The sequence below is a fragment of the Phytohabitans houttuyneae genome, assembly GCF_011764425.1.
In the GTDB taxonomy this organism is placed as follows: domain Bacteria; phylum Actinomycetota; class Actinomycetes; order Mycobacteriales; family Micromonosporaceae; genus Phytohabitans; species Phytohabitans houttuyneae.
In genome coordinates this window covers 699,322-720,304 of the sequence record NZ_BLPF01000001.1, presented here as the reverse complement: position 1 = coordinate 720,304, position 20,983 = coordinate 699,322, and the positions used below count along the sequence as shown (strand labels likewise).

Below are 20,983 nucleotides of genomic sequence, written 5' to 3'. Positions count from 1 at the left end.
CATGCGCTGGCCCCGGGGAAACGTGGAGCGCAGCGGAGCGTTTTCTTTGGGTGCTTTCCCGCGGGCTACGCGGAGGTCGGCGGCTCGTAGGGCTCGCCGACTTCCCCGACCTCCGCTGCAAGGTCCGCGGGCCAAGCCCGACCCCCGCGGCGGGTGAGGCCGCGGGAGCAACGGTCCGGACCACGGCGGACATCGCGGTAGCTCACATCTTGAATGTTGAATTGATCCCCCCAAGGCCTTGATCGGGGCACGGCGGGTGGCCAAGGTCCCAGCCCGCTACTACTGTCTGGTGGCGTGCTGGAAGAGCTGCGCATCACCGGCCTCGGCGTCATCGAGGACACCACTCTCCCGCTCACCGGCGGGATGAATGTGATCACCGGCGAGACGGGCGCGGGCAAGACCATGGTCGTCACCGGGCTCGGCCTGCTCTTCGGTGGCCGCGCCGACGCGGGGCGCGTGCGCGCCGACCCCGGGCGGGCGGTGGTCGAGGGCCGCCTGCGGCTCACCAAGCACGCCGCCGCCGCGGTCAACGCGCGCATCGCCGACGCCGGCGCCGAGCCCGACGAGGACGGCGCGGTGCTGCTGAGCCGCACGGTCACTGTGGAGGGCCGCTCGCGCGCCCACGTCGGCGGCCGCAGCATGCCGGTGTCCGTGCTCGGCGACGTGGGCGAGCAGGTGGTGGCGGTGCACGGGCAGTCCGACCAGCTGCGCCTGCTGCGGCCGGCGGAGCAGCGGGCGTCGCTGGACCGGTTTGCCGGGGCGGAGCACGAAAAGCTGCTGGAGACGTTTCGCGAGGCTTTCACGCAGTGGCGCGCCGTCGAGGACGACCTGGCCGACCGCCGGCGCAACGCCCGCGAGCGCAACCAGGAGGCCGACCTGCTGCGGCTCGGCCTCGACGAGATCACGCGGGTCGACCCGCAGCCCGGTGAGGACGACGACCTCAAGGCCGAGGCGCAGCGGCTGGAGCACGCCGAAGGGCTGCGCACGGCGGCCGCCCTGGCCTACGGCTCGATCGCCGCGGGCGTCGACGGCGGCGAGGAGACGCCCGACGCGACGAGCCTGATCGGCACCGCCCGCCGCACGCTCGAGGCCCAGGCCGGCGTCGACAGCAAGCTCGGCGACCTGGCCGCGCGGCTGGAGGAGGCGGCCACGCTGATCGGCGACGTGTCGGCGGAGCTCTCGTCCTACCTGGACGCGCTGGACGCCGACCCCGCCCGCCTAGAGACCATCTACGAGCGGCGGGCGGCGCTGCGCGGCCTGACCCGCAAGTACGCGGACGATGTCGACGGCGTGATCGCGTGGGCCACGCGCGCCCGCGAGCGGCTCGCCGACCTGGACACCTCCGACGAGCTGCTGGAGGAGCTCGACCGCGAGCGGCAGCGGCTGGCCGCGGAGGCCACCGAGCTGGCCGGCCGGCTGACCGCGGCGCGGCAGGAGGCGGCCGTCCGCTTCGCCGAGCAGGTCACCGTCGAGCTGGCCGGGCTGGCGATGCCGCACGCCCGCATCGAGGTCGCGGTGGTGCCCCGCGAGATCGGCCCCGACGGCGCCGACGAGGTCGAGCTGCGCCTGCTGGCCCACCCCGGCGCCCCTTCACTGCCGCTGCAGCGCGGCGCCTCCGGCGGCGAGCTGTCCCGCGTGATGCTGGCCATCGAGGTGGTCTTCGCCGGCGCGGGCGGCCCGCCCACCCTCGTCTTCGACGAGGTCGACGCCGGCGTCGGCGGCCAGGCCGCGGTCGAGATCGGCCGGCGCCTGGCCCGCCTGGCCCGCAGCCACCAGGTGCTGGTGGTCACCCACCTGCCGCAGGTGGCCGCGTTCGCCGACCGCCACCTGGTGGTGGCCAAGGACACCGGGGGAGCGGTGACGACGAGCGGCGTCCGGGTGGTGGAGGACACCGACCGCGCCCGCGAGCTGGCCCGCATGCTCGCCGGCCTGCCGGATTCGGATTTGGGTATCGCGCACGCGGAGGAGCTGTTGGCGGTCGCGGCCCGCGAGAAGCGGGGGTAGCGCGCCGGCTTGCGGCTTGCGGCTTTGTCCGGGTGGCTTGCGGTTCTTGCTGGCTGGTGATCGCGGTCGATGTCAAGAGCAGGTCCTGCCGGGCCGGGCCGTCCGGGACCTGCGAGACCAGTCGGCGCTGGACTCGTCGCCTGCCGACGCATGCCGGCTACGCGGCGCCTTGACCTGCGACGGTGGGATCACAAACACGGTCGTACCCGCCGGCAGCAACGCCGTGATCCGCCCGGTGCGCGGTGCGGCCACTGCGTGTCGACACCCGTATCAGCGGGTTGCCCCGGGCCGCCAAGCTCCGCACACACTCCCGCCAGCCCTCAAGCACAAGGGCCAGCGACGACAGGCGATAGTTCGCTCACCGCTGCCGACTGCGAGGTCCCTGCGCCACGGAGGTCGTTCAGGTTCATGGTGTTCCTCGATCGGGTGGGTCTTATCGAGGTCTTGGTACTTTTCGCCCCGTAGGGGCAGCTCGACTTTCGGAGTTTCGTCGTCTGGAGTCCTTCGCGGTCACCGCCTCACCCTCCGTGGTCCCAGTTCAACTCAGGAGCCCGTTCCGGCAGATCTTGGCAAGTTGGCGTCGAGATAGCGCGCTAACTCACCAAGATTCGAAGCTCAGACCGCCTGCGCCCGATCGGCAGTCACAGACCGCGACGAGGGCGGACTCGGGCAACTCCCGCCTCGAAGATCTGTCGAAGCACGGGTGGGGTCGATAGGACACGTGGATCTTGCATCTTGCCTGGTCAATGCCTTACCCCGTAAAGCTGGCCACTGCGGCGCGGGCACCGTGAGATGGGAGGGCACCGGAGGCCGTCGCACGGCAAGCAGTCCTTACTCCGAAAGTCGAGGGCAGTAGGCGACCAAGATCTGGCCGATGGTGGCCGCTGCTGATTCCGATCAAGGAAGCTGGTGCGTTGCTGCTGGCTGGAGACTTCGGCGGTGGTCGGCGGCGGCGATGCCGTGGCCTGTCGCGCCCTCGTGTTCGCTCGGCGTTTGCTATACCTCATGCCACTCGCACCCCGTGCGGCCACGGAGGTCGTTCGGGTTCGTGGTGTTCCTTGATCGAGGCGGGTCGTGTCGAGATCTTGGTAATTTGGCGCCCCTGGAGGGGCAGTAGATGACCAAGATCTGGCTGATGGCGGGCGCTGTTGATGCCGATCAAGGAAATTTGGGACGGTGCCCTTTGCCGGAGACGTCGGGGGTGGTGAGCGCAGGCTTTCTGACGTGGGCGCATCGGTGCGCCCAGCTTGAGAGGCGCGACACCGCCCGCCCATCGAGCCGGGCCAGCACTGTGGAATACGTCGGTGACAACCCGAGAGGGTTGTGCGGAAGTCCAACGCGGGAGAACAGGAGCACCCGGGCGGGCAGTGACGTACGGAGCGGGCCGGGGTCACGCGGACGGGTGGGGGCGCCGGGCGTGAGGGAGTGGCGGCCGGGAGTGAGATGGCGTCGGGGACCTGACAGTACGGCGTCGCGGGTAGTGAGGCCGGTCACATGGAAATCGCCTTTTCCCTGGTCATGCGCGTCGTGTCCGGAAAAACATGCCGGGACATGCCACGATGGTCACGATGCGTCTACCAGCCTTGCGCCGGACCCGGAGCGCAGAACCGGGCACCGTAACCGGCACCGCGCGCCTTGACCGCCGGACCAAGCGTCTGGCGGGGCGGCTGCGCCCTGGCGACATCGCCGTGATCGACCACGTCGACCTGGATCGGGTCGCCGCGGATTCGTTGGTCGCGGTCGGGGTGGCGGCGGTGCTCAACGCGAAACCGTCCGTATCGGGGCGGTACCCGAATCTTGGTCCCGAGGTCCTCGTGCGTGCGGGCATCCCGCTGCTGGACGACCTCGGCGAAGGCATCTTCCAGCAGGTGCGCGAGGGCGACACCGTGCGGCTCGACGACAACAAGGTTTATGTCGACGGGGAGGCGGTCGCACACGGCGTGCGGCAGGACCTCGAGAGTGTCGCGAAGTCTATGGCGGATGCCCGCGAAGGGCTGTCCGTGCAGCTGGAGGCGTTCGCGGCCAACACGATGGAGTACCTGAAGCAGGAGCGCGACCTGCTGCTCGACGGCGTGGGTGTGCCGGATGTCGAGACCCACATCGCCGGGCGGCACTGCCTGATCGTCGTGCGCGGCTACGACTACAAGGCCGACCTCGACGTGCTGCGGCCGTACATCCGGGAGTTCAAGCCGGTGCTCATCGGCGTCGACGGCGGGGCCGACGCGCTGGTGGAGGCGGGGTACACGCCCGATCTGATCATTGGCGACATGGACTCGGTGACCGACGACGTGCTGCGGTGCGGGGCCGAGGTCGTCGTCCACGCCTACCCGGACGGGCGCGCGCCGGGGCTGGCCCGGGTGCAGCAGCTGGGGCTCTCGGCGATCACCTTCCCGGCCGCGGCGACCAGCGAAGACTTGGCGATGCTGCTCGCGGACGACAAGGGCGCCTCGCTGCTTGTCGCGGTGGGTACCCATGCGACGCTCGTGGAGTTTCTCGACAAGGGGCGGGGCGGCATGGCCTCGACCTTCCTCACCCGGCTCAAGGTCGGCGGCAAGCTGGTCGACGCCAAGGGCGTGAGCCGGCTGTACCGGCAGAGCATCTCCGGATCGTCCCTGCTCCTGCTCGTGCTTTCGGCGGTGGCCGCGATGGCGTCGGCGGTCGCGGTGTCCACGGTGGGCAAGGCTTACCTCGCTGTGGTTTCGGAGTGGTGGGACAATCTGGTGTTCCAGCTCGGACAGCTCTTCTGAGGGACGGCAGTAGGCGTGATCAATTTCCGCTACCACGTTGTGTCGCTGACCGCGGTCTTCCTGGCCCTGGCCATCGGACTGGTGGTGGGCACCGCGGCGCTCAACGGTCCGGTCGCCGACTCGCTCAGCGACAACGTCAACGCGCTGCGGAAGGACAACCGCCAGCTGCGTGAGACGGTGAGCAGCCTCCAGGAGGAGGCCAACCGCGAGGAGGAGTTCGCCACGGAGGCCGCGCCGATCATGTTGGCCGGCAAGCTGACCGGGCGGCGCATCGCGGTGGTGACCACGCCGAGCGGCGACGACCTGGTGGACGGTGTCGTGGAGATGCTCACGGTGGCTGGTGCGACGATCACCGGGCGGGTCGACATCGAGGACAAGTTCGTCAACCCGGACAACAGCCCCGAGCTGCTCGACCTCGCCGACCGCGCGTCGCGGCCCACGATCCCGCTGACCGGGCTGCCGGCAAACAGCGTCGGCGTGGAGACGGCCAGCGCGCTGCTGGGCACCGCGCTGCTCGACCGGCCGGCGCCGGCGCCCGCGGCCACGCCCGACGACCTGAAGGCGCTGATCACGGCGTACACCTCGGCGGGCTACATCAGCGTCAAGGACGACACGATCACCGGGCCGGCCGAGGCGGTGGTCGTGGTCGCCGGCCAGCCGCACACCGACAAGGACTCGGCGCAGAAGGACGAGGCCGTGGTGACGATCGTGTCCCAGCTCGACAAGGCGGGGCCGGTCATCGTCGCGGGCAGCTGGGGCGGCAACGGCAACGTGATCGGCGCGGTGCGGGGCGACCCCGCGCTCGCCAAGAGCATCTCCACTGTGGACAACGGCAACACCGCGCAGGGCCGGCTGGTCACGGCGCTGGCCGTGGTCGAGCAGCTGGTCGACGGCAAGGCCGGGCACTACGGCCTCAACGCGGGCGCCAGCTCCCTGCTGCCCAAGCCCAAGGAGTGAGGCGCCTACTCGCGGTCGCCGCCGGGGTCGCTGGGGCCCGGGCGGTGCTTCGCGTGTTGGGTACCAACGAGGCTTTGTCCCGGACCAACTTCCGGGGGCGCACCGTCTCGCTCGCCGGAGGGCCGGCGCTGGCCGCGGGTGCGGCGGTGTCGGCCGCGGTCGCGGCGCCCACCCCGGCGGCCGCGGCGGCCGCGCTCACGGCGGGCGTGGCTTCCGGCGCCGTGGGGCTTTACGACGATGTGGTGGGAAACCGGCCCGAGCAGAAGGCGGCCAAGGGGTTCGCCGGCCACCTCGCCGCGCTCCGCGAGGGGCGTGTGACCAGCGGGCTCGTCAAGATCGCCGGTGTGGGCGCGGCCGGGCTCGCCGCCTCCGCGCTGCTCGCGGCCGACCCGCGGCGCCCGCGCCCGGCCAGCCGCGCCGGGCGCGCCGCCGACATCCTGCTGGGTGCGGGTGTCATCGCGGGTACCGCCAACCTGCTCAACCTCTTCGACCTGCGCCCCGGCCGGGCGATCAAGGCGAGCGGGCTGATCGGTGCGCCGCTGTCGCTCGGGCCGGCCGGTGGGCTTGCCGCCGGGCCGCTGGGCGTGGCCGCGGCCGTGCTCCCCGACGACCTCGACGAGCGGGTCATGCTCGGCGACAGCGGGGCCAACGCGCTGGGCGCGCTGCTCGGCGTGGCGCTCGCCGCGCGCACCGGGCCGGCCGGGCGGGCCGCCGCGCTGGCCGCCATCGCCGCGCTGACCGCGGCCAGTGAAAAGGTCAGCTTCACCAAGGTCATCGAGGCCAACCCGGTGCTGCGCCAGCTCGACGCGCTCGGACGCCGTAGCGCCTGACGTGTCGCCAGCGAGCGGAGCCAGAGCAGCCGGCGGCAGCCGGCCGAGCGGGGACCGGCGGGCGAGACGAACACAGGCGGTAGCGGGCCGGGCACAGCACGGATCGCCGGCGCGGCCACGCTCATCGCGGTGCTCACGGTGGCGAGCCGGCTTGCCGGTTTCGTCCGCACGGGCGTCTTCACGTGGGTCGTGGGGGACACCGACGTCGGCGGCATCTACGTCGTGGCGAACACCGTTCCCAACATCATTTTCGAGATCGTGGCCGGTGGGGCGCTGGCCAGTCTCGTGGTACCACTGCTGGCCGGAAGCGTCGCGGCGGGCGACCGGGCCGCGGTCTCGGCCACCACGTCGGCGCTGCTGACCTGGACCCTGTCCCTGCTGCTCCCGCTGGCCGCGCTCGTCGCGCTCGCGGCGGGCCCGATCATGACGGCGCTCGGCGCGACCGACGACGCGGACGCGGGCGCGCGCATGCTGCGGATCTTCGCGCCCCAACTGCCGCTCTACGGGATCGGGATCGTGCTGACCGGCGTGCTCCAGGCGCACCGCCGCTTCGCCTGGCCGGTGCTCGCGCCGCTGCTGTCCAGCGTCACGGTGATCGGCGCGTACCTGCTCTACGGCGCAGTCGAGGGGCGCCGCGCCGGGCTCGCCGATGTGGGGCGGACCGGCGAGCTGATCCTGTCGGCCGGCACCACGCTCGGCGTGGTCGTGCTCTCGCTGTGCCTCGTGTTTCCGGTGCGGCGGCTGGGGCTGCGGGTGCGCGCGGGGTACAGGTTCGACCCGCGGGCGCGGCGGGCGGTCGGTGGGCTGGCGGCGGCCGGCGCGGTGACCGTGGGGGCGCAGCAGGTGGCGCTGCTGGTGACGCTGCGCCTGGCGCTGGACGGGCCGGTGGGTACCCCGGTCGTGTACAACCTCGCGCAGACGATCTACCTGCTGCCGTGGGCGGTGCTGGCGGTACCGCTGGCGACCGCCGCCTATCCGACGCTGGTGGCCGCGCACGCCGAGGGAGGGCACGTCCGCTACCGCGAGACGCTCGCTCCCGCCGCGCGCGGGGTGCTGCTGCTCAGCTGCGCCGGCGCGGCCGCGCTGGTGGCGGTGGCCGGGCCGGTGGCGCGCTTCTTCGACGTGCCGGTTGCCGCGGACGGCATCGCGGGGTTCGCGCCGGGTCTGCTCGGCTACGGGATGTTCGCGGTGCTGACCCGCGCCCTCTACGCCCGCGGGGAGCCCCGCCCGGCCGCGCTCGCCACCGTCTCCGGGTGGGCGGTCGCCGCGCTGTCGGCGGTGGCGCTCGCGGCCGCGCTCGCCGACGACCAGCGCGTGCTCGCGCTCACGCTGGGTAACAGCATCGGTATGGTGCTGCTCGGCGTCCTCCTGGTGGCCGCCGTGGTGCGCGGCGCCGGCCGTACCGCGCTGGCGGGCCTGGACCGGGCGGCCCTCGCGGGCGTCGTGGCGGGCGCCGCGGCCGCGCTCGCCGGCTGGCTGGTCACGCGCGCGACCGGCACCCCGGGCGACGGCGGTGCGGTGCTGCAGGGCATGCTGTCCGGAGCCGTCGTGGGCGCGGTGTTCCTCGGTGTCGCCTACCCGCTTGACCGCCGCGACATGCGCCCCCTGATCCTGGCGGTCACGCGACGGCTCGGACGGGTGTCACGGGGGAAGGGAGCCAATCCGTGAGCGAGCGCAGCGAGCGAACCAGCGGGCTCAGTGCGTTTGGAGTCTCGCGGCCGCCCGGAGCGGAGCGAGGACGGTCGCGAGCGGGGCGCAGCGAGCGAACCAGCGGGCTCAGTGCGTTTGGAGTCTCGCGGCCGCCCGGAGCGGAGCGAGGACGGTCGCGAGCGGGGCGCAGCGAGCGAACCAGCGGGCTCAGGCCGTGAGCTTCGACGGCGCCGTCGCTCTCGTCCTCGCGTCCAGCACCGGCGGGGTCGGCCAGCACGTCGCGTCCCTGGCCCGCGGCCTCGTCGCCGGCGGTGCCACGGTCACCGTGTGTGGCCCCGCGGCGACCGACGAGCGGTTCCGGTTTTCCGAGGGCGGTGCCCGCTTCGAGGCCGTCGAGATCCCGCCCAACCCGCGCGTCACCGACGCCCGCGCGGTCGGCGACCTGCGCCGCGCGATCGGCGCGGTCGACGTGGTGCACGCGCACGGGCTGCGCGCCGGCTTCGTCGCCGCGCTCGTGCGGCCCCGTCCGCCGCTGGTCGTGACCTGGCACAACGCGGTGATCGCGAAGGGACTGCGGGGCACCGCCTCCCGGCTCGCCGCGCGTGCCGTGGCCCGGGCCGCCCGGATCACGCTCGGCGCTTCCGAAGACCTTGTCGACACCGCGCGGGACCTCGGCGCGAAGGACGCCCGGCTCAGCCCGGTCGCCGCGCCGGTGCTGCCGCCGCCACGCCGCTCCCGCGCCGCGGTGCGGGCCGAGTTCGGGCTCGCGACGGGCTCGTCGAAGGCCGCGGCCGGAAAGGGCCGGGAGCCGGCCCTCATCCTGTCCGTCGGGCGGCTGCACCCGCAGAAGCGGTACGACGTGCTGGTCGACGCCGCCGCCCGGTGGCGCGAGCTGGACCCGGCGCCGGTGGTGGTGATCGCCGGCAGCGGACCGGCGTACATGCCGCTCGCGGCACGGATCTCCGAGATGCGCGCGCCGGTCACCCTGCTCGGCCACCGCAACGACGTCTCCGACCTGCTCGCCGGCGCCGACGTGGCGGTGGTGACAAGCGACTGGGAGGCGCGGCAGCTGTTCGCGCAGGAGGCGCTGCGGGCCGGCGTGCCGCTGGTGACCACGGCGGTCGGCGGCGTTCCCGGCCTGGTCGGCGACGCCGCGCGGCTGGTGCCGCCGGACGACGTGGACGCGGTCGACACCGCCGTACGCGAGCTGCTGGCCGACCCCGAGCAGCGCGCCGAGCTGGCCCGCCGCGGTCCCGTCCAGGCGGACACCTGGCCCGGCGAGGCGGACACCATCGAGGCGGTCCAGGCGGTGTACGCCGAGGTCGTGGCGGCGGAGACGGCGCATCCGTCATGAGGCGGTGGGTGGCCGTCATCCCCCTGGTGCTGGCAGTCACGGGGAGCACCGCCGCGCAGGCCGCCCCGGCGACACCCGCCCCGACGGTCGACTACGTGGTCATCGTCGGTGTGCCCGGCCTGCGCTGGGAGGACGTCAGCGCGCAGCAGACCCCCACGCTGTGGGCGATGGCCGAGCGAGGCTCGATCGGCTCGCTGTCGGTACAGTCCGCCGACCAGCCCACCTGCCCGCTCGACGGCTGGGTCACGCTCGGCGCCGGCAACCGCGCGCTGTGGAGCGCCGCCCCCGCCGCGCCGCCCAACCCCGACAACTCCAGCGGCGCCTGCCCGGATGTGCCGGTCGACATCGAGCGGCCGGACGGGATCGGCGCGTTCCTGCCGGACCAGCGCAACGTGGTGCGGCACAACCAGGAGCGGCTGCCGTACGGCGCGGTGCCCGGCGCGCTCGCCGAGTCGGTGCGGTGCACGGTCGCGGTCGGCACCGGGGCGGCGGTCGGGGCGGCTCGCCCGTTCGGCCGAGTCGACCGGTACGAGCCGCAGCTGCCGCAGAACGCCGCCGACCTGCTCGACGAGTGCGTGCTCACGATGGTCGGGGTGGGTGCTGTCGCGGCCACCGAGCCGGCCGCCCGCCAGGCGCAGGCCCGCGCCGCCGACGCGCTGCTGGCCAGGGTGCTCGCCGCCCGCCCGCCGGAGTCGCTGGTGATCGTGGCCGGCGTCTCCGACACCGACGACGCCCGCCGCCTGCACGTGGTCGTCGCCGAGGGCCCCGGCTGGGAGCGGGGGTGGCTCACCTCGGCGAGCACCGGACGCGACGGGTACCTGCAGCTCGTCGACCTCGCGCCGACCGCGCTGACCGCCACGGGGCGGGCGCTGCCGGAAAACGTCTTCTCCGGCCACCCGGCCCGCAGCGTGCCCGGCCGCCCGGAAAAGCTCGACGTGGCGGTCACCCAGCCGGCCGACGCCGACCGTGAGGCCGGCGCGCAGCGGCGGATCGCCAGCTGGTTCTTCGGCGTGCTCGCTGCCGTGCAGTTCGCGCTGGCCGTCGCCGTCGTACCGCTGCTGCGCCGGGCCCGGATGCCGTCCGCGCCGGTCGTGTCGTCATCGCCGCGGTTCGGTTTCCACGGGCTGGTGCGGCGGGCGAGTCGGAGCGCGCGGCCGCAGCCGCTGGCGGTACCCCGGCCGGTGGTCAACGTGATCGAGGTGCTGCTGGTCGCGGCGGCGCTGGCCATCCCGGCGGCGCTGGTCGCCGACGCGGTGCCGTGGTGGCGCACCGACCACCCAGGGCTGCTGTTCGCCGCGGTCACGCTCGCGCTGCTGGCCGCCGGCACCGCGGCGGTGCGGCTGACGCCCGCGTACCGGCAGACGCTCGGCCCGCTCGCCATGGTGGCCGCGATCGCCGCCGTGGTCGTCGCCGCCGACGTGGTCACCGGCGCGCGGCTGCAGCTCAACGGCGTGGCCGGCTACTCGGCGCTGACCGGCGGCCGGTACGCGGGGCTGGGCCGGGTGGGGCTCGGCGTGTTGGTGGCCGGCACGCTTCTGGTGGCCGGCTGCCTGGCCCAGCGGGTGCGGAGACCGTGGCGACCGTACGTGGTCGGGATCGTCGGCGGGGCGGGCGTGCTGCTGGCCGGCAGCCCCTACCTCGGCGCGGACGCGGTCGGCGCGATCGCGCTCACCGCCGGCGTGGGCATCGCCGCGGTGATCAGCACCGGCGGGTGGCTGACGTTCAGCCGGCTGGCCTGGGCGACGCTGGCGGGGCTCGTGGTGACCGCCGGCTTCGCGCTGCTCGACCTGAGCCGCCCGGACGCCGAGCGGGACCGGCTGGGACGCTTCCTGACCGCGCTCGGCGACGGCACCGGGGGACGGGCGGTGCAGCGGGCCGCCGCGTCCAGCGTGGGCGCCCTGGACAGCCCGTTGACGGTGCTGGCCTTGGTGGGCGCGGTGCTGGTGTGGTTCGCGTTGCTGCGGCCGTGGGGCGGGCTCAAGCGCCTCTTCGGGATCTACCCGGCGATCCGGGCCGCGATGGCCGGGATCGCGACGGCGGCCGTGATCGGCGGCGTGCTCGGCGGCTCCGGGCTGGACGTGGCCGGGGCGGTGGCGGCGCTGACCGTACCGATGGCGGCGCTGGCCTCGATGCGCGTCCTGGACCACGCCTCGGACCGCACCCACCCGCCGGTGGCCCCGCCGTCGATCGAGGTGGTCCAGCCCGGCGCCGACCCGGTGAGCGGCAGTGATCAGCGACACGAGCAGGGCGGCGGCGTGCGGTTGGCGGCGAAGGTGTTACCGTGGAATCCCGTGGATGGCGCGATCAACACTTGATCAACGCTAGTCCGCAACACCGGACGGACTATCCCACGGGAGCAGGCCTTGGCCCCTTCAGCACGGACGACCAGGCACATTTTCGTCACGGGGGGCGTCGCCTCCTCGCTTGGCAAGGGCCTCACCGCCTCCAGCCTCGGAAACCTGCTCACGGCCCGCGGGCTGCGCGTGGTGATGCAGAAACTGGACCCGTACCTGAACGTCGACCCCGGCACGATGAACCCGTTCCAGCACGGCGAGGTCTTCGTCACCGACGACGGCGCCGAGACCGACCTCGACGTCGGTCACTACGAGCGCTTCCTCGACCGGGACCTTTCCGGCAAGGCGAACGTGACCACCGGCCAGATCTACTCGGCCGTGATCGCCAAGGAGCGGCGCGGCGAGTACCTCGGTGACACCGTGCAGGTCATCCCGCACATCACCAACGAGATCAAGGCCCGCATCCGCGCGATGGCCGCCCCCGACGAGGACGGCCGCACCCCCGACGTGGTGATCACCGAGGTGGGCGGCACGGTCGGCGACATCGAGTCGCTGCCGTTCCTGGAGGCGATCCGCCAGGTGCGCCACGAGATCGGCCGGGACAACTGCTTCTACCTGCACGTGTCGCTCGTGCCGTACCTCGCGCCGTCCGGCGAGCTGAAGACCAAGCCGACCCAGCACTCGGTCGCCCAGCTGCGCAACATCGGTATCCAGCCGGACGCGATCGTCTGCCGCTCCGACCGCGAGATCCCGGACAAGCTCAAGCACAAGCTCTCGCTCTACTGTGACGTCGACCGCGAAGCCGTGATCGCCGCGCCGGACGCGCCGAGCATCTACGACATCCCCAAGGTGCTGCACCGCGAGGGCCTCGACGCGTACGTGGTGCGCCGCCTCAACCTCTCCTTCCGCGACGTCGACTGGGCCAGCTGGGACGACCTGCTGCAGCGCGTGCACCACCCGCACCACACGATCACCGTCGCGATCGTCGGCAAGTACGTCGACCTGCCCGACGCGTACCTCTCGGTCAGCGAGGCCATCCGCGCCGCCGGCTTCGGCCACCGCGCGCGGGTGCTGCTGCGCTGGGTGCCCAGCGACGACTGCGTGAGCCCCTCCGGCGCTGCGGCGGCGCTGGCCGGCGTCGACGGCATCGTTATCCCCGGCGGCTTCGGCGTGCGCGGCATCGAGGGCAAGATCGGAGCCAGCCGGTACGCGCGGGAGAACGGCATCCCGATCCTCGGCCTCTGCCTCGGCCTGCAGTGCATGACCATCGAGGTGGCCCGCCACCTGGCCGCGCTCGACGGCGCAAACTCGCTGGAGTTCGACGAGCAGGCCAAGCACCCGGTCATCGCCACCATGGCCGACCAGGAGGACATCGTGGCCGGCAAGGGCGACCTGGGCGGCACGATGCGGCTGGGCGCCTACCCGGCGCAGCTGGCCGAGGGCTCGATCGTCGGCGAGGCGTACGGCACCGACGAGGTCAGCGAGCGCCACCGCCACCGCTACGAGGTCAACAACGCCTACCGCGAGGCCCTCACCAAGGCGGGGCTGCGCATCTCCGGTACCTCGCCCGACGGGCGGCTTGTCGAGTTCGTGGAGCTGGACCCGGCCCTGCACCCGTTCTTCGTGGCCACCCAGGCGCACCCGGAGCTCAAGAGCCGGCCGACCCGCCCGCACCCGCTGTTCGCCGCGTTCGTGAAGGCCGCCGTGACCTACTCGCAGGCCGACCAGCTCCCGGTCGAGATGGAGCCGGCACCGGCACCCGCCGCGGCGCGCGCCCCGCGCAACACGCGCTCGGGCACGGGCACGGGCTCGACCGCACCCGCCAAGCCCGCCACCACAGCCGCCAAGTCGTGACCGCCGCGCACACGTACGAGGTCCGGGCACAGCACGAGCGGTACCGCGGCCCGGTCTTCCGGGTGGTCACCGACGAGGTGCTGATGCCGGGCGGCACGGTGGTCGAGCGCGACTACCTGCAGCACGTCGGCGCGGTCGGCGTGGTCGCCGTGGACGGCGACGGGCAGGTGGTGCTGATCCGCCAGTACCGGCACGCGGTCCGCAACCACATCTGGGAGATCCCCGCCGGCCTGGCCGACGTGCCGGGGGAGCCGGCGCCGGAGGTGGCCGCCCGCGAGCTGGCCGAGGAGACCGACCTGGCGGCCGGGCGGCTGGACCACCTGCTCGACCTGCACACGACGCCGGGCTGCTCCAACGAGCGCATCCGCCTCTTCCTCGCCCGCGACCTGCGGCCCGCGCCCGCGTCCGGCTTCGAGCGGCACGACGAGGAGGCGGAGCTGCAGGTGCGCCGCTTCCCGCTGGCCGAGGCGATGTCGATGGCCCTGGCCGGCGAGATCACCAACGGCCCGACCGTCGCCGGCATCTTCGCCGCCGCCCACGTGCTCTCCGCGCCGACCACCTGATTCAGAGTGATATGCCCCGGTCCGCGCCACTTGCGGACCGTTTGCTCCCGCGGGCAACGCGGAGGTCGGCGGCTCGCGGGGCTCGCCGAGACCCCCGACCTCCGCTGCCGACTCCGCGCATCAAGCCCTTAGGCGCCCGCCACCCGTTTCGCCCGCTCTTGCCGCCAGTTCCCCATGATCGGTGTCCAGCCCTCACGCGACGCTTGAGATCGTGGTCGTTTACTGCCCCTGGAGGGGCAGCAGAAGTCCACGATCCGCAGGCCGGACGTCCGATCATGGCGCATCGACATGCCGACCCGGCGCTCCGGGCGCAACGACGCCGCCCGCATGGCCCCGGGTCGTTTGCTGTTAGCCCTGCGGTCGGCAGGCGAAGACCGCAGCCACTGCTCCACCGGCACCGGCCACCTTCATCCCGTCCAGCAGCGCACGCGGCCACGTATTTGAGCGCGATCCCGACCAGTGCCAGCCACCGGTCGTGGCTGCGCCCTGGATCGGCTCGGGTGGCGTGCGACCAACCGCGGCGGGAGAGGGGTGTCGCACCGAACCCGGTAACCACTCGTCCCGTATTCGCTCGCTCGCGGCCTGGATGCTTCGCGCCGATCAAGGAGCTCAGCCGCCGGCACGAGACGCGAACCGTGGCCTTGACGCGTTCGAGGACGGTCCGCCGACACGTGCGGCCCGGGCGGTTACGGCTCCAAGATCTGTGGCCGGCAGGCATCGGGCTGGACGCCCGGATCGGCTCGGTCAGCCCGGTTGTCGGGATCTTTCTTCGGAGCGGGTTGGCGTCAGCAGTTGCGGGCGCGTCGCCGGGTGGGCGCATTGGTGCGCCCAGCTTGAGAGCGTCCCCGCGACCGGGAACCCCGCCCAAGGTCGCGCTCAGCACCGACCTCGCGGGGCGGGCTCGGAACGCGGCGCCGGTGGCCGGGCCCACCTGCGCGGCGCGCTGGCCCGGGGGAGGCGGCGCACTCGCCGACCCGGCCCGGGCTCGCCGCAGGCGGTGGGGTGGACCGTGACCCGGTGCGGGCGGTGAGGCCGCGGGAGCAACGGTCTGGACCACGGCGGACGCCGCGGTAGCTCAAAGCCGCACGACGCAGAGCCGCCGGCCCGCGAAGGCCGGCGGCTCTTGAGGATGGGCGGGTTGGTCAGCTGTCGCGGAGCACGCGGCCCTGGGCGTCGGTGCCCCCGTTGACCAGGATGAGGATGCCGTCGATCAGGCCCCACAGGCCGCCCAGGCCACAGGTGAGGACGCCGACCAGGAGCTGGCCGACGGCGAGGCCGGTGTGGCCCGTGTAGAAGCGGCCGACGCCGAAGGTGCCAAGGAAGATGCCGAGCAGGCCGGCGACGAGCTTGCTCTTGTCCGAGTAAACGACGCCGGGCTGGCCGTACTGCTGCGGCTGGCCGTACTGCGGCTGCTCGGGGTATTGCGGCTGGTACGGAGGAGTGGTCATGAGGCGCCACCATAGTGATCCAAGCCGAATGTGTCGGGAGCAGGGTCCACTCTGTGAGACGGTAGGCTGAGAATTGTGTCCGATCGGGTAGTGCCGGCGGCTGACAGTTCGTCAGCTTGGGTATTCACCGGCTGTCATCATGTCGCCTGATCCCGGAAACGGTCCGGCCCTAGACTGCCGCCGTCGGCGGCGCCGGCCGTCACCAGCGGCGGGCCGCGCGCCGGCCGGGTGCCGGAGTCTGGAGGGCGTCCGAGGGTAAAGCGACAGAGCGTGACAGCGGCGCGGGATCGCGGCGGCAATGGGGCCGTCGCGGCCATAGCCCGGGGGCGCCGCCCCGGGGAAAGGTACTGGCATCGTGAAGGTCGGAATCCCACGCGAGGTGAAAAACCACGAGTACCGCGTGGCGATCACCCCAGCGGGCGTCAACGAGTTCGCCCGCGCTGGCCACGAGGTCTACGTCGAATCCGGCGCCGGCCTCGGGTCCTCCATCACCGACGACGAGTTCGCGGCGGCGGGCGCGCGGATCCTGCCCACGGCGGACGACGTGTGGGGCACCGCGGAGCTGGTGCTGAAGGTCAAGGAGCCGATCGCCGAGGAGCACCACCGCATGCGGGCGGGGCAGGTGCTGTTCACGTACCTGCACCTCGCGGCCTCCAAGGAGTGCACCGACGCGCTGCTGGACCGCAAGGTGACCGGCATCGCGTACGAGACGGTCGAGACCGCCGACCGCGCCCTCCCGCTGCTCGCGCCGATGTCCGAGGTGGCGGGACGGCTCGCGCCGCAGGTGGGGGCGTACCACCTGATGCGCCAGGGCGGCGGCCGGGGGGTGCTGATGGGTGGCGTCTCCGGCGTGTACGCGGCGAAGGTCGTGGTCATCGGCGCCGGCGTCTCCGGCATGAACGCGGCGGCCATCGCGCTCGGCATGCAGGCCGAGGTGCTGCTGCTCGACCGCAACATCAACAAGCTGCGCCAGGCCGACGCGATCTACCAGGGGCACCTGCAGACGGTGGCCTCCAACGCCTACGAGGTGGAGCGCGCGGTCCTCGACGCCGACCTGGTCATCGGCGCGGTGCTCGTGCCCGGCGCGAAGGCACCCACGCTCATCTCCAACGAGCTCGTCTCGCGCATGAAGCCCGGCAGCGTGCTTGTCGACATCTCCATCGACCAGGGCGGCTGCTTCGAGGACTCGCGGCCGACCACGCACGCCGACCCGGTGTACAAGGTGCACGACTCGGTCTTCTACTGCGTGGCCAACATGCCCGGCGCGGTGCCGCACACCAGCACGTACGCGCTGACCAACGTCACCCTGCCCTACGCGCTGGAGCTGGCCAACCACGGCTGGCGCGAGGCGCTGCGGCGCGACCCGGCGCTCGCGCTCGGCCTCAACACGCACGACGGCCACGTGACCTACGGCCCGGTGGCCGAGGCGCACGGGATGGCGTCGGTGCCGCTGGAGGAGGTACTCGCATAACGGCGCTGGTCAAAGCGGTGCGGACCTACCTGGACCACCTCACGGTGGAGCGTGGGCTGTCCGTGAACACGCTCACCTCGTACCGGCGGGACCTGGACCGCTACGCGACCACCTTGGCCGCGGGTGGCGTGACCGACCTGGCGTCGGTCACGCCCGCCCACGTCACCGGCTACGTCGCCACCCTGCGCGGCGGCGACGCCGACCACCCGCCACTGTCCGCGGCCTCCGCGGCGCGCGCGACCAGCGCGGTGCGCGGCCTGCACCGCTTCGCGGTGCGCGAGGGCCTGGTGGCCGACGACGTGAGCCGCGACGTCCGCCCGCCGGTCCCGCCCCGCCGGCTGCCCAAGGCGCTCGACGTGTCCGATGTGGAACGGTTGCTCGCGGCCGCGGGCGAGGCCAGCGCATTGGAGGTACGCGACCGCGCGCTCCTGGAGTTCCTGTACGGCACCGGGGCGCGCATCTCCGAGGCGGTCGGCGCCGCCGTGGACGACCTCGACCTCGACGAGGGGACCGCGCTGCTGCACGGCAAGGGCGGTCGCACGCGGCTGGTGCCGATGGGCGGGTACGCGTGCACCGCGCTGCGCGCCTACCTCGGCGGGGCGCGGATCGAACTGGCCGCGGCCGGGCGGGGCACGCCCAAAGTCTTCCTGAACTCCCGCGGCGGGCCGCTGTCCCGCCAGAGCGCGTGGACGATCCTGCACCGCACCGCCGGCCGCGCGGGACTGCCGGTCGAGGGGGCGCGGGCGGTGTCGCCGCACACGCTCCGTCATTCGTACGCCACGCACCTGCTGGACGGCGGCGCCGACGTGCGGGTCGTGCAGGAGCTGCTCGGCCACGCGTCGGTGACCACGACCCAGGTGTACACATTGGTGACGGTCGAACGGCTGCGCGAGGTGTACGCCACGGCGCATCCGCGGGCACGGTGAGCGGGCTTAACGTTTGCGCTGGTGTCGCGGGTGCACTGCGGTGCGTGCCGCGGGCTAAACTGAGTCACCGCTCAGTCATTCCCGCAAACAATGAGCGGCGACGGCTGACCCCCTCCATCCATTGGAGGGGGTCGCTTGCTCTCCGGGTGCCGGAACCGGTGCGCAGGGTGATGTCGCATGCGCCCCTTGCTATCGTGCCGAGCGCCACCGTGGCCGTTTCCACCACTGCGGCCGCGCGTTGGTTAGTGTGGAGCGGCCGCCCATGGCCGGAGTGTCGCCCCAGCCTGAGCAGGGACGTGGCGTACAGTCGGGCAACGGCCCTGGGCTCGTGTGGCGGCGCAGCGGGGGTTCGGTCGGCTCCGGCGCCGAGCAGTCGTCGGGAGGGGCGCACAAGGCCATGGCTGGTAACGGTGAGCGGGTCGAGTCGTGGACCTCGACGCTGCGCGCGGAACAGCACGCGATGGACCTGGGCGCCGAGCTTGGTCCAGCCGACCCCGCGGCGTACACGATGCGCCGGCCCATCCCCGAGCCCATGCCCGCCGACCGCCACGGCCCCGCGCGCATCATCGCGCTGGCCAACCAGAAGGGCGGCGTCGGCAAGACGACCAGCACGATCAACCTGGGCGCGGCACTGGCTGAGTACGGGCGCAAGGTGCTGCTCGTCGACTTCGACCCGCAGGGCGCGCTCTCCGTCGGCCTCGGCGTCAACCCGCACAACCTCGACCTGTCCGTCTACAACCTGCTCATGCAGGACGACGTGACCGCCGAGGACGTGCTCATCAAGACCGACGTGGCCGGCCTCCACCTGCTGCCGGCCAACATCGACCTCTCCGCCGCCGAGATCCAGCTGGTCAACGAGGTCGCGCGGGAGATGGCGCTCGCGCGGGTGCTGCGGTCGGTGCGCAAGGAGTACGACTACATCCTCATCGACTGCCAGCCCTCGCTCGGCCTGCTCGCCATCAACGCGCTCACCGTGTCGCACGGCGTGCTGATCCCGCTGGAGTGCGAGTTCTTCAGCCTGCGCGGCGTGGCGCTGCTGCTCGACACGATCGACAAGGTGCGCGAGCGGCTCAACTTCGACCTGGAGCTCGAGGGCATCCTCGCCACCATGTACGACAGCCGCACCACCCACTGCCGCCAGGTGCTGCAGCGTGTGGTCGAGGCGTTCGGCGACAAGGTGTACCAGACCGTGATCACCAAGACGGTCAAGTTCCCCGAGTCGACGGTGGCCGGCGCACCGATCACGACGCTCGACCCGGCCTCGTCGGGCGCGCGCAACTACCGGCAGCTGGCCCGCGAGGTCATCGCCGCACAGGCGGAGAGGTAACCTCCCGAGGCGATGACGTCGACCGTGGAATACGGTCAGGTGGTGGACGAGCCGGTCAGTGAAGTTCCCAACGGGAAGTTCACCGTGCGGCTGGAAAACTTCACCGGGCCCTTCGACCTGCTCCTCCAGCTGATCGGCAAGCACAAGCTGGACGTGACCGAGGTGGCGCTGCACAAGGTCACCGACGAGTTCATCGCGTACATCCGGGGATGGGCGACGACTGGGACCTGGACGAGGCCAGCGAGTTCCTCATCATCGCCGCCACCCTGCTCGACCTCAAGGCCGCCCGCCTGCTGCCGGCCGCCCAGGTCGAGGACGAGGAAGACCTGGCGCTGCTGGAGGCGCGCGACCTGCTGTTCGCGCGGCTGCTGCAGTACAAGGCGTTCAAGGAGGCCGCCGCGCACATCGCGGTGATGGAGACCGCCGGCGCCCGCCGCTACCCGCGCGCGGTGGCGCTCGAACCCCGCTACGCCGACGCCCTGCCCGACCTCGTGCTCGGCATCGGCCCCGAACGCCTCCTCCGCCTCGCGATCAAGGCCCTCACCCCCAAGCCGGTGCCGGTGGTCTCGATCGCCCACGTACACGACGTCAAGGTCAGCGTCCGCGAGCACGCCGCCTTGCTCCGCGACCGGCTGCGGGTGGCGGGGACCGCGACGTTCCGCGTGCTGTGCGCCGACTGCCAGTCGACGCTGGAGGTGGTCGCGCGCTTCCTGGCGCTGCTGGAGCTTTATCGCGAGGGCTTGGTGGGCTTCGCCCAGGTGCAGGCGCTGGGGGAGCTGACGGTCCGCTGGACCGGGGGTGACGATGTGGGCGGCGATCTGGAGATCGACGAGTACGCCGGGTCCCCGGACGCGGCCGCCGCGCCGTCCTCCTCGCCCTCCGAGTCGGACGCGGAGGCTGGTCCGTCGCCGTCTGATGGCGCGGCTTCGTCGTCCCCGCCCTCTCTGTCGGACGCTGCGGCTTTGCCGTCCTCGCTCGCTTCGTCGGATGCTGTGGCTGCTTCGTCGTCCTCGTCCTTGCCGTCGGGTGCTGCGGCTTCGCCCTCGTCGGACGCCGAGCCTTCGTCGCCGCCGTCGGACAGTGCGGCTTTGCCGACCTCGCTCTCTTCGTCGGATGCTGTGGCTTTGCCGTCCTCGCTCTCTTCGTCGGGTGTTGTGGCTTCGGATGACTCGGGCCTGGGTGCGTCGGACGGTGTGGCTTCGTCCTCGCCCACGTCGTCGGATGCTGAAGTTTCGGATGGCCCGGATGCGTCGGACGGTGTGACTTCGTCCTCGCTCTCTTCGTCGGATGCTGAGGCTTCGGATGGCCCGGCTTCGTCGGGGGATGCTGCTTCGGGAGTGGAGATCGCGGGCTCCAATGCTGGTGATGATGTGAAGGAGCCGCAGTGACGGGTGACGAGCGGCGCGAAACGCTCGCCGACCAGGCCGCCGCCTGGGTGCCGCCGTGGGAGCGTCCCACGCCAGACGTTGCGTCCGATGTGGACGCCCCGACCGCGGACGACGACGATGCGGGTGTGACCCCACCGCCGGGGGTCGGTGCTGCGTCGGACAAGGCCCCG

General features: G+C 72.7%; 13 protein-coding genes and 1 pseudogene. 13 read left to right on the top strand and 1 reads right to left on the bottom strand.

The genetic code is table 11. The annotated features are described in order from the left end of the window. Positions 1-294: 294 nt before the first annotated feature. The 9 genes from recN (at position 295) to Phou_RS03235 (ending at position 14,253) form a co-directional block, all read left to right on the top strand. A complete protein-coding gene (gene recN / locus Phou_RS03275; protein WP_173053413.1) occupies positions 295-2,004 on the top strand; it encodes a DNA repair protein RecN in 1,710 nt (569 codons plus the stop codon). A gap of 1,568 nt (positions 2,005-3,572) precedes the next feature. Next, entirely contained in the window at positions 3,573-4,751 is a 1,179-nt protein-coding gene (gene steA / locus Phou_RS03270; protein WP_173053411.1) for a putative cytokinetic ring protein SteA, read from the top strand. A 15-nt stretch (positions 4,752-4,766) separates the two neighbouring features. Continuing rightward, on the top strand, positions 4,767-5,708 hold the full coding sequence (locus tag Phou_RS03265) for a copper transporter (RefSeq protein WP_173053409.1): 942 nt from the start codon (positions 4,767-4,769) through the stop codon (positions 5,706-5,708). Beyond that, on the top strand, positions 5,705-6,538 hold the full coding sequence (locus Phou_RS03260; RefSeq protein WP_173053407.1) for a hypothetical protein: 834 nt from the start codon (positions 5,705-5,707) through the stop codon (positions 6,536-6,538). The genes Phou_RS03265 and Phou_RS03260 overlap by 4 nt, the downstream gene beginning before the upstream one ends. A gap of 129 nt (positions 6,539-6,667) precedes the next feature. Continuing rightward, entirely contained in the window at positions 6,668-8,206 is a 1,539-nt protein-coding gene (murJ, locus tag Phou_RS03255; protein ID WP_371872073.1) for a murein biosynthesis integral membrane protein MurJ, read from the top strand. 196 nt (positions 8,207-8,402) lie between these two features. Further along, positions 8,403-9,542 carry a glycosyltransferase family 4 protein gene (locus tag Phou_RS03250; protein WP_173053405.1) on the top strand — a complete coding sequence of 380 codons (1,140 nt, stop codon included), beginning with the start codon at positions 8,403-8,405 and terminating at the stop codon, positions 9,540-9,542. Then, on the top strand, positions 9,539-11,857 hold the full coding sequence (locus tag Phou_RS03245; RefSeq protein WP_246273174.1) for a hypothetical protein: 2,319 nt from the start codon (positions 9,539-9,541) through the stop codon (positions 11,855-11,857). Before Phou_RS03250 ends, Phou_RS03245 begins: the two co-directional genes overlap by 4 nt. Positions 11,858-11,905: 48 nt before the next feature. Further along, positions 11,906-13,690, top strand: coding sequence for a CTP synthase (pyrG, locus tag Phou_RS03240; protein ID WP_173053401.1), 1,785 nt, complete (start codon positions 11,906-11,908; stop codon positions 13,688-13,690). Next, positions 13,687-14,253 (top strand): NUDIX domain-containing protein, encoded by a 567-nt coding sequence (locus Phou_RS03235; protein ID WP_246273172.1) that lies wholly within the window; start codon positions 13,687-13,689, stop codon positions 14,251-14,253. The genes pyrG and Phou_RS03235 overlap by 4 nt, the downstream gene beginning before the upstream one ends. Before the next feature lie 1,142 nt (positions 14,254-15,395). On the opposite strand, the gene Phou_RS03230 is transcribed toward Phou_RS03235, so the two are convergent. Then, positions 15,396-15,701 carry a TM2 domain-containing protein gene (locus Phou_RS03230; RefSeq protein ID WP_173053399.1) on the bottom strand — a complete coding sequence of 102 codons (306 nt, stop codon included), beginning with the start codon at positions 15,699-15,701 and terminating at the stop codon, positions 15,396-15,398. A 355-nt stretch (positions 15,702-16,056) separates the two neighbouring features. Between Phou_RS03230 and ald the strand changes: the two genes are divergently transcribed. The 4 genes and pseudogenes from ald to Phou_RS03215 form a co-directional block, all read left to right on the top strand. Beyond that, entirely contained in the window at positions 16,057-17,172 is a 1,116-nt protein-coding gene (gene ald, locus Phou_RS50585) for an alanine dehydrogenase (protein ID WP_178134955.1), read from the top strand. After that, positions 17,169-18,098, top strand: a complete 930-nt coding sequence (locus Phou_RS03225) for a site-specific tyrosine recombinase XerD (protein ID WP_178134970.1) — start codon at positions 17,169-17,171, stop codon at positions 18,096-18,098. Before ald ends, Phou_RS03225 begins: the two co-directional genes overlap by 4 nt. A gap of 397 nt (positions 18,099-18,495) precedes the next feature. Beyond that, entirely contained in the window at positions 18,496-19,425 is a 930-nt protein-coding gene (locus Phou_RS03220; protein ID WP_173053397.1) for a ParA family protein, read from the top strand. A gap of 12 nt (positions 19,426-19,437) precedes the next feature. Then, positions 19,438-20,399: pseudogene (locus Phou_RS03215) on the top strand (segregation and condensation protein A); the annotation flags it as partial. Positions 20,400-20,983: the final 584 nt, after the last annotated feature.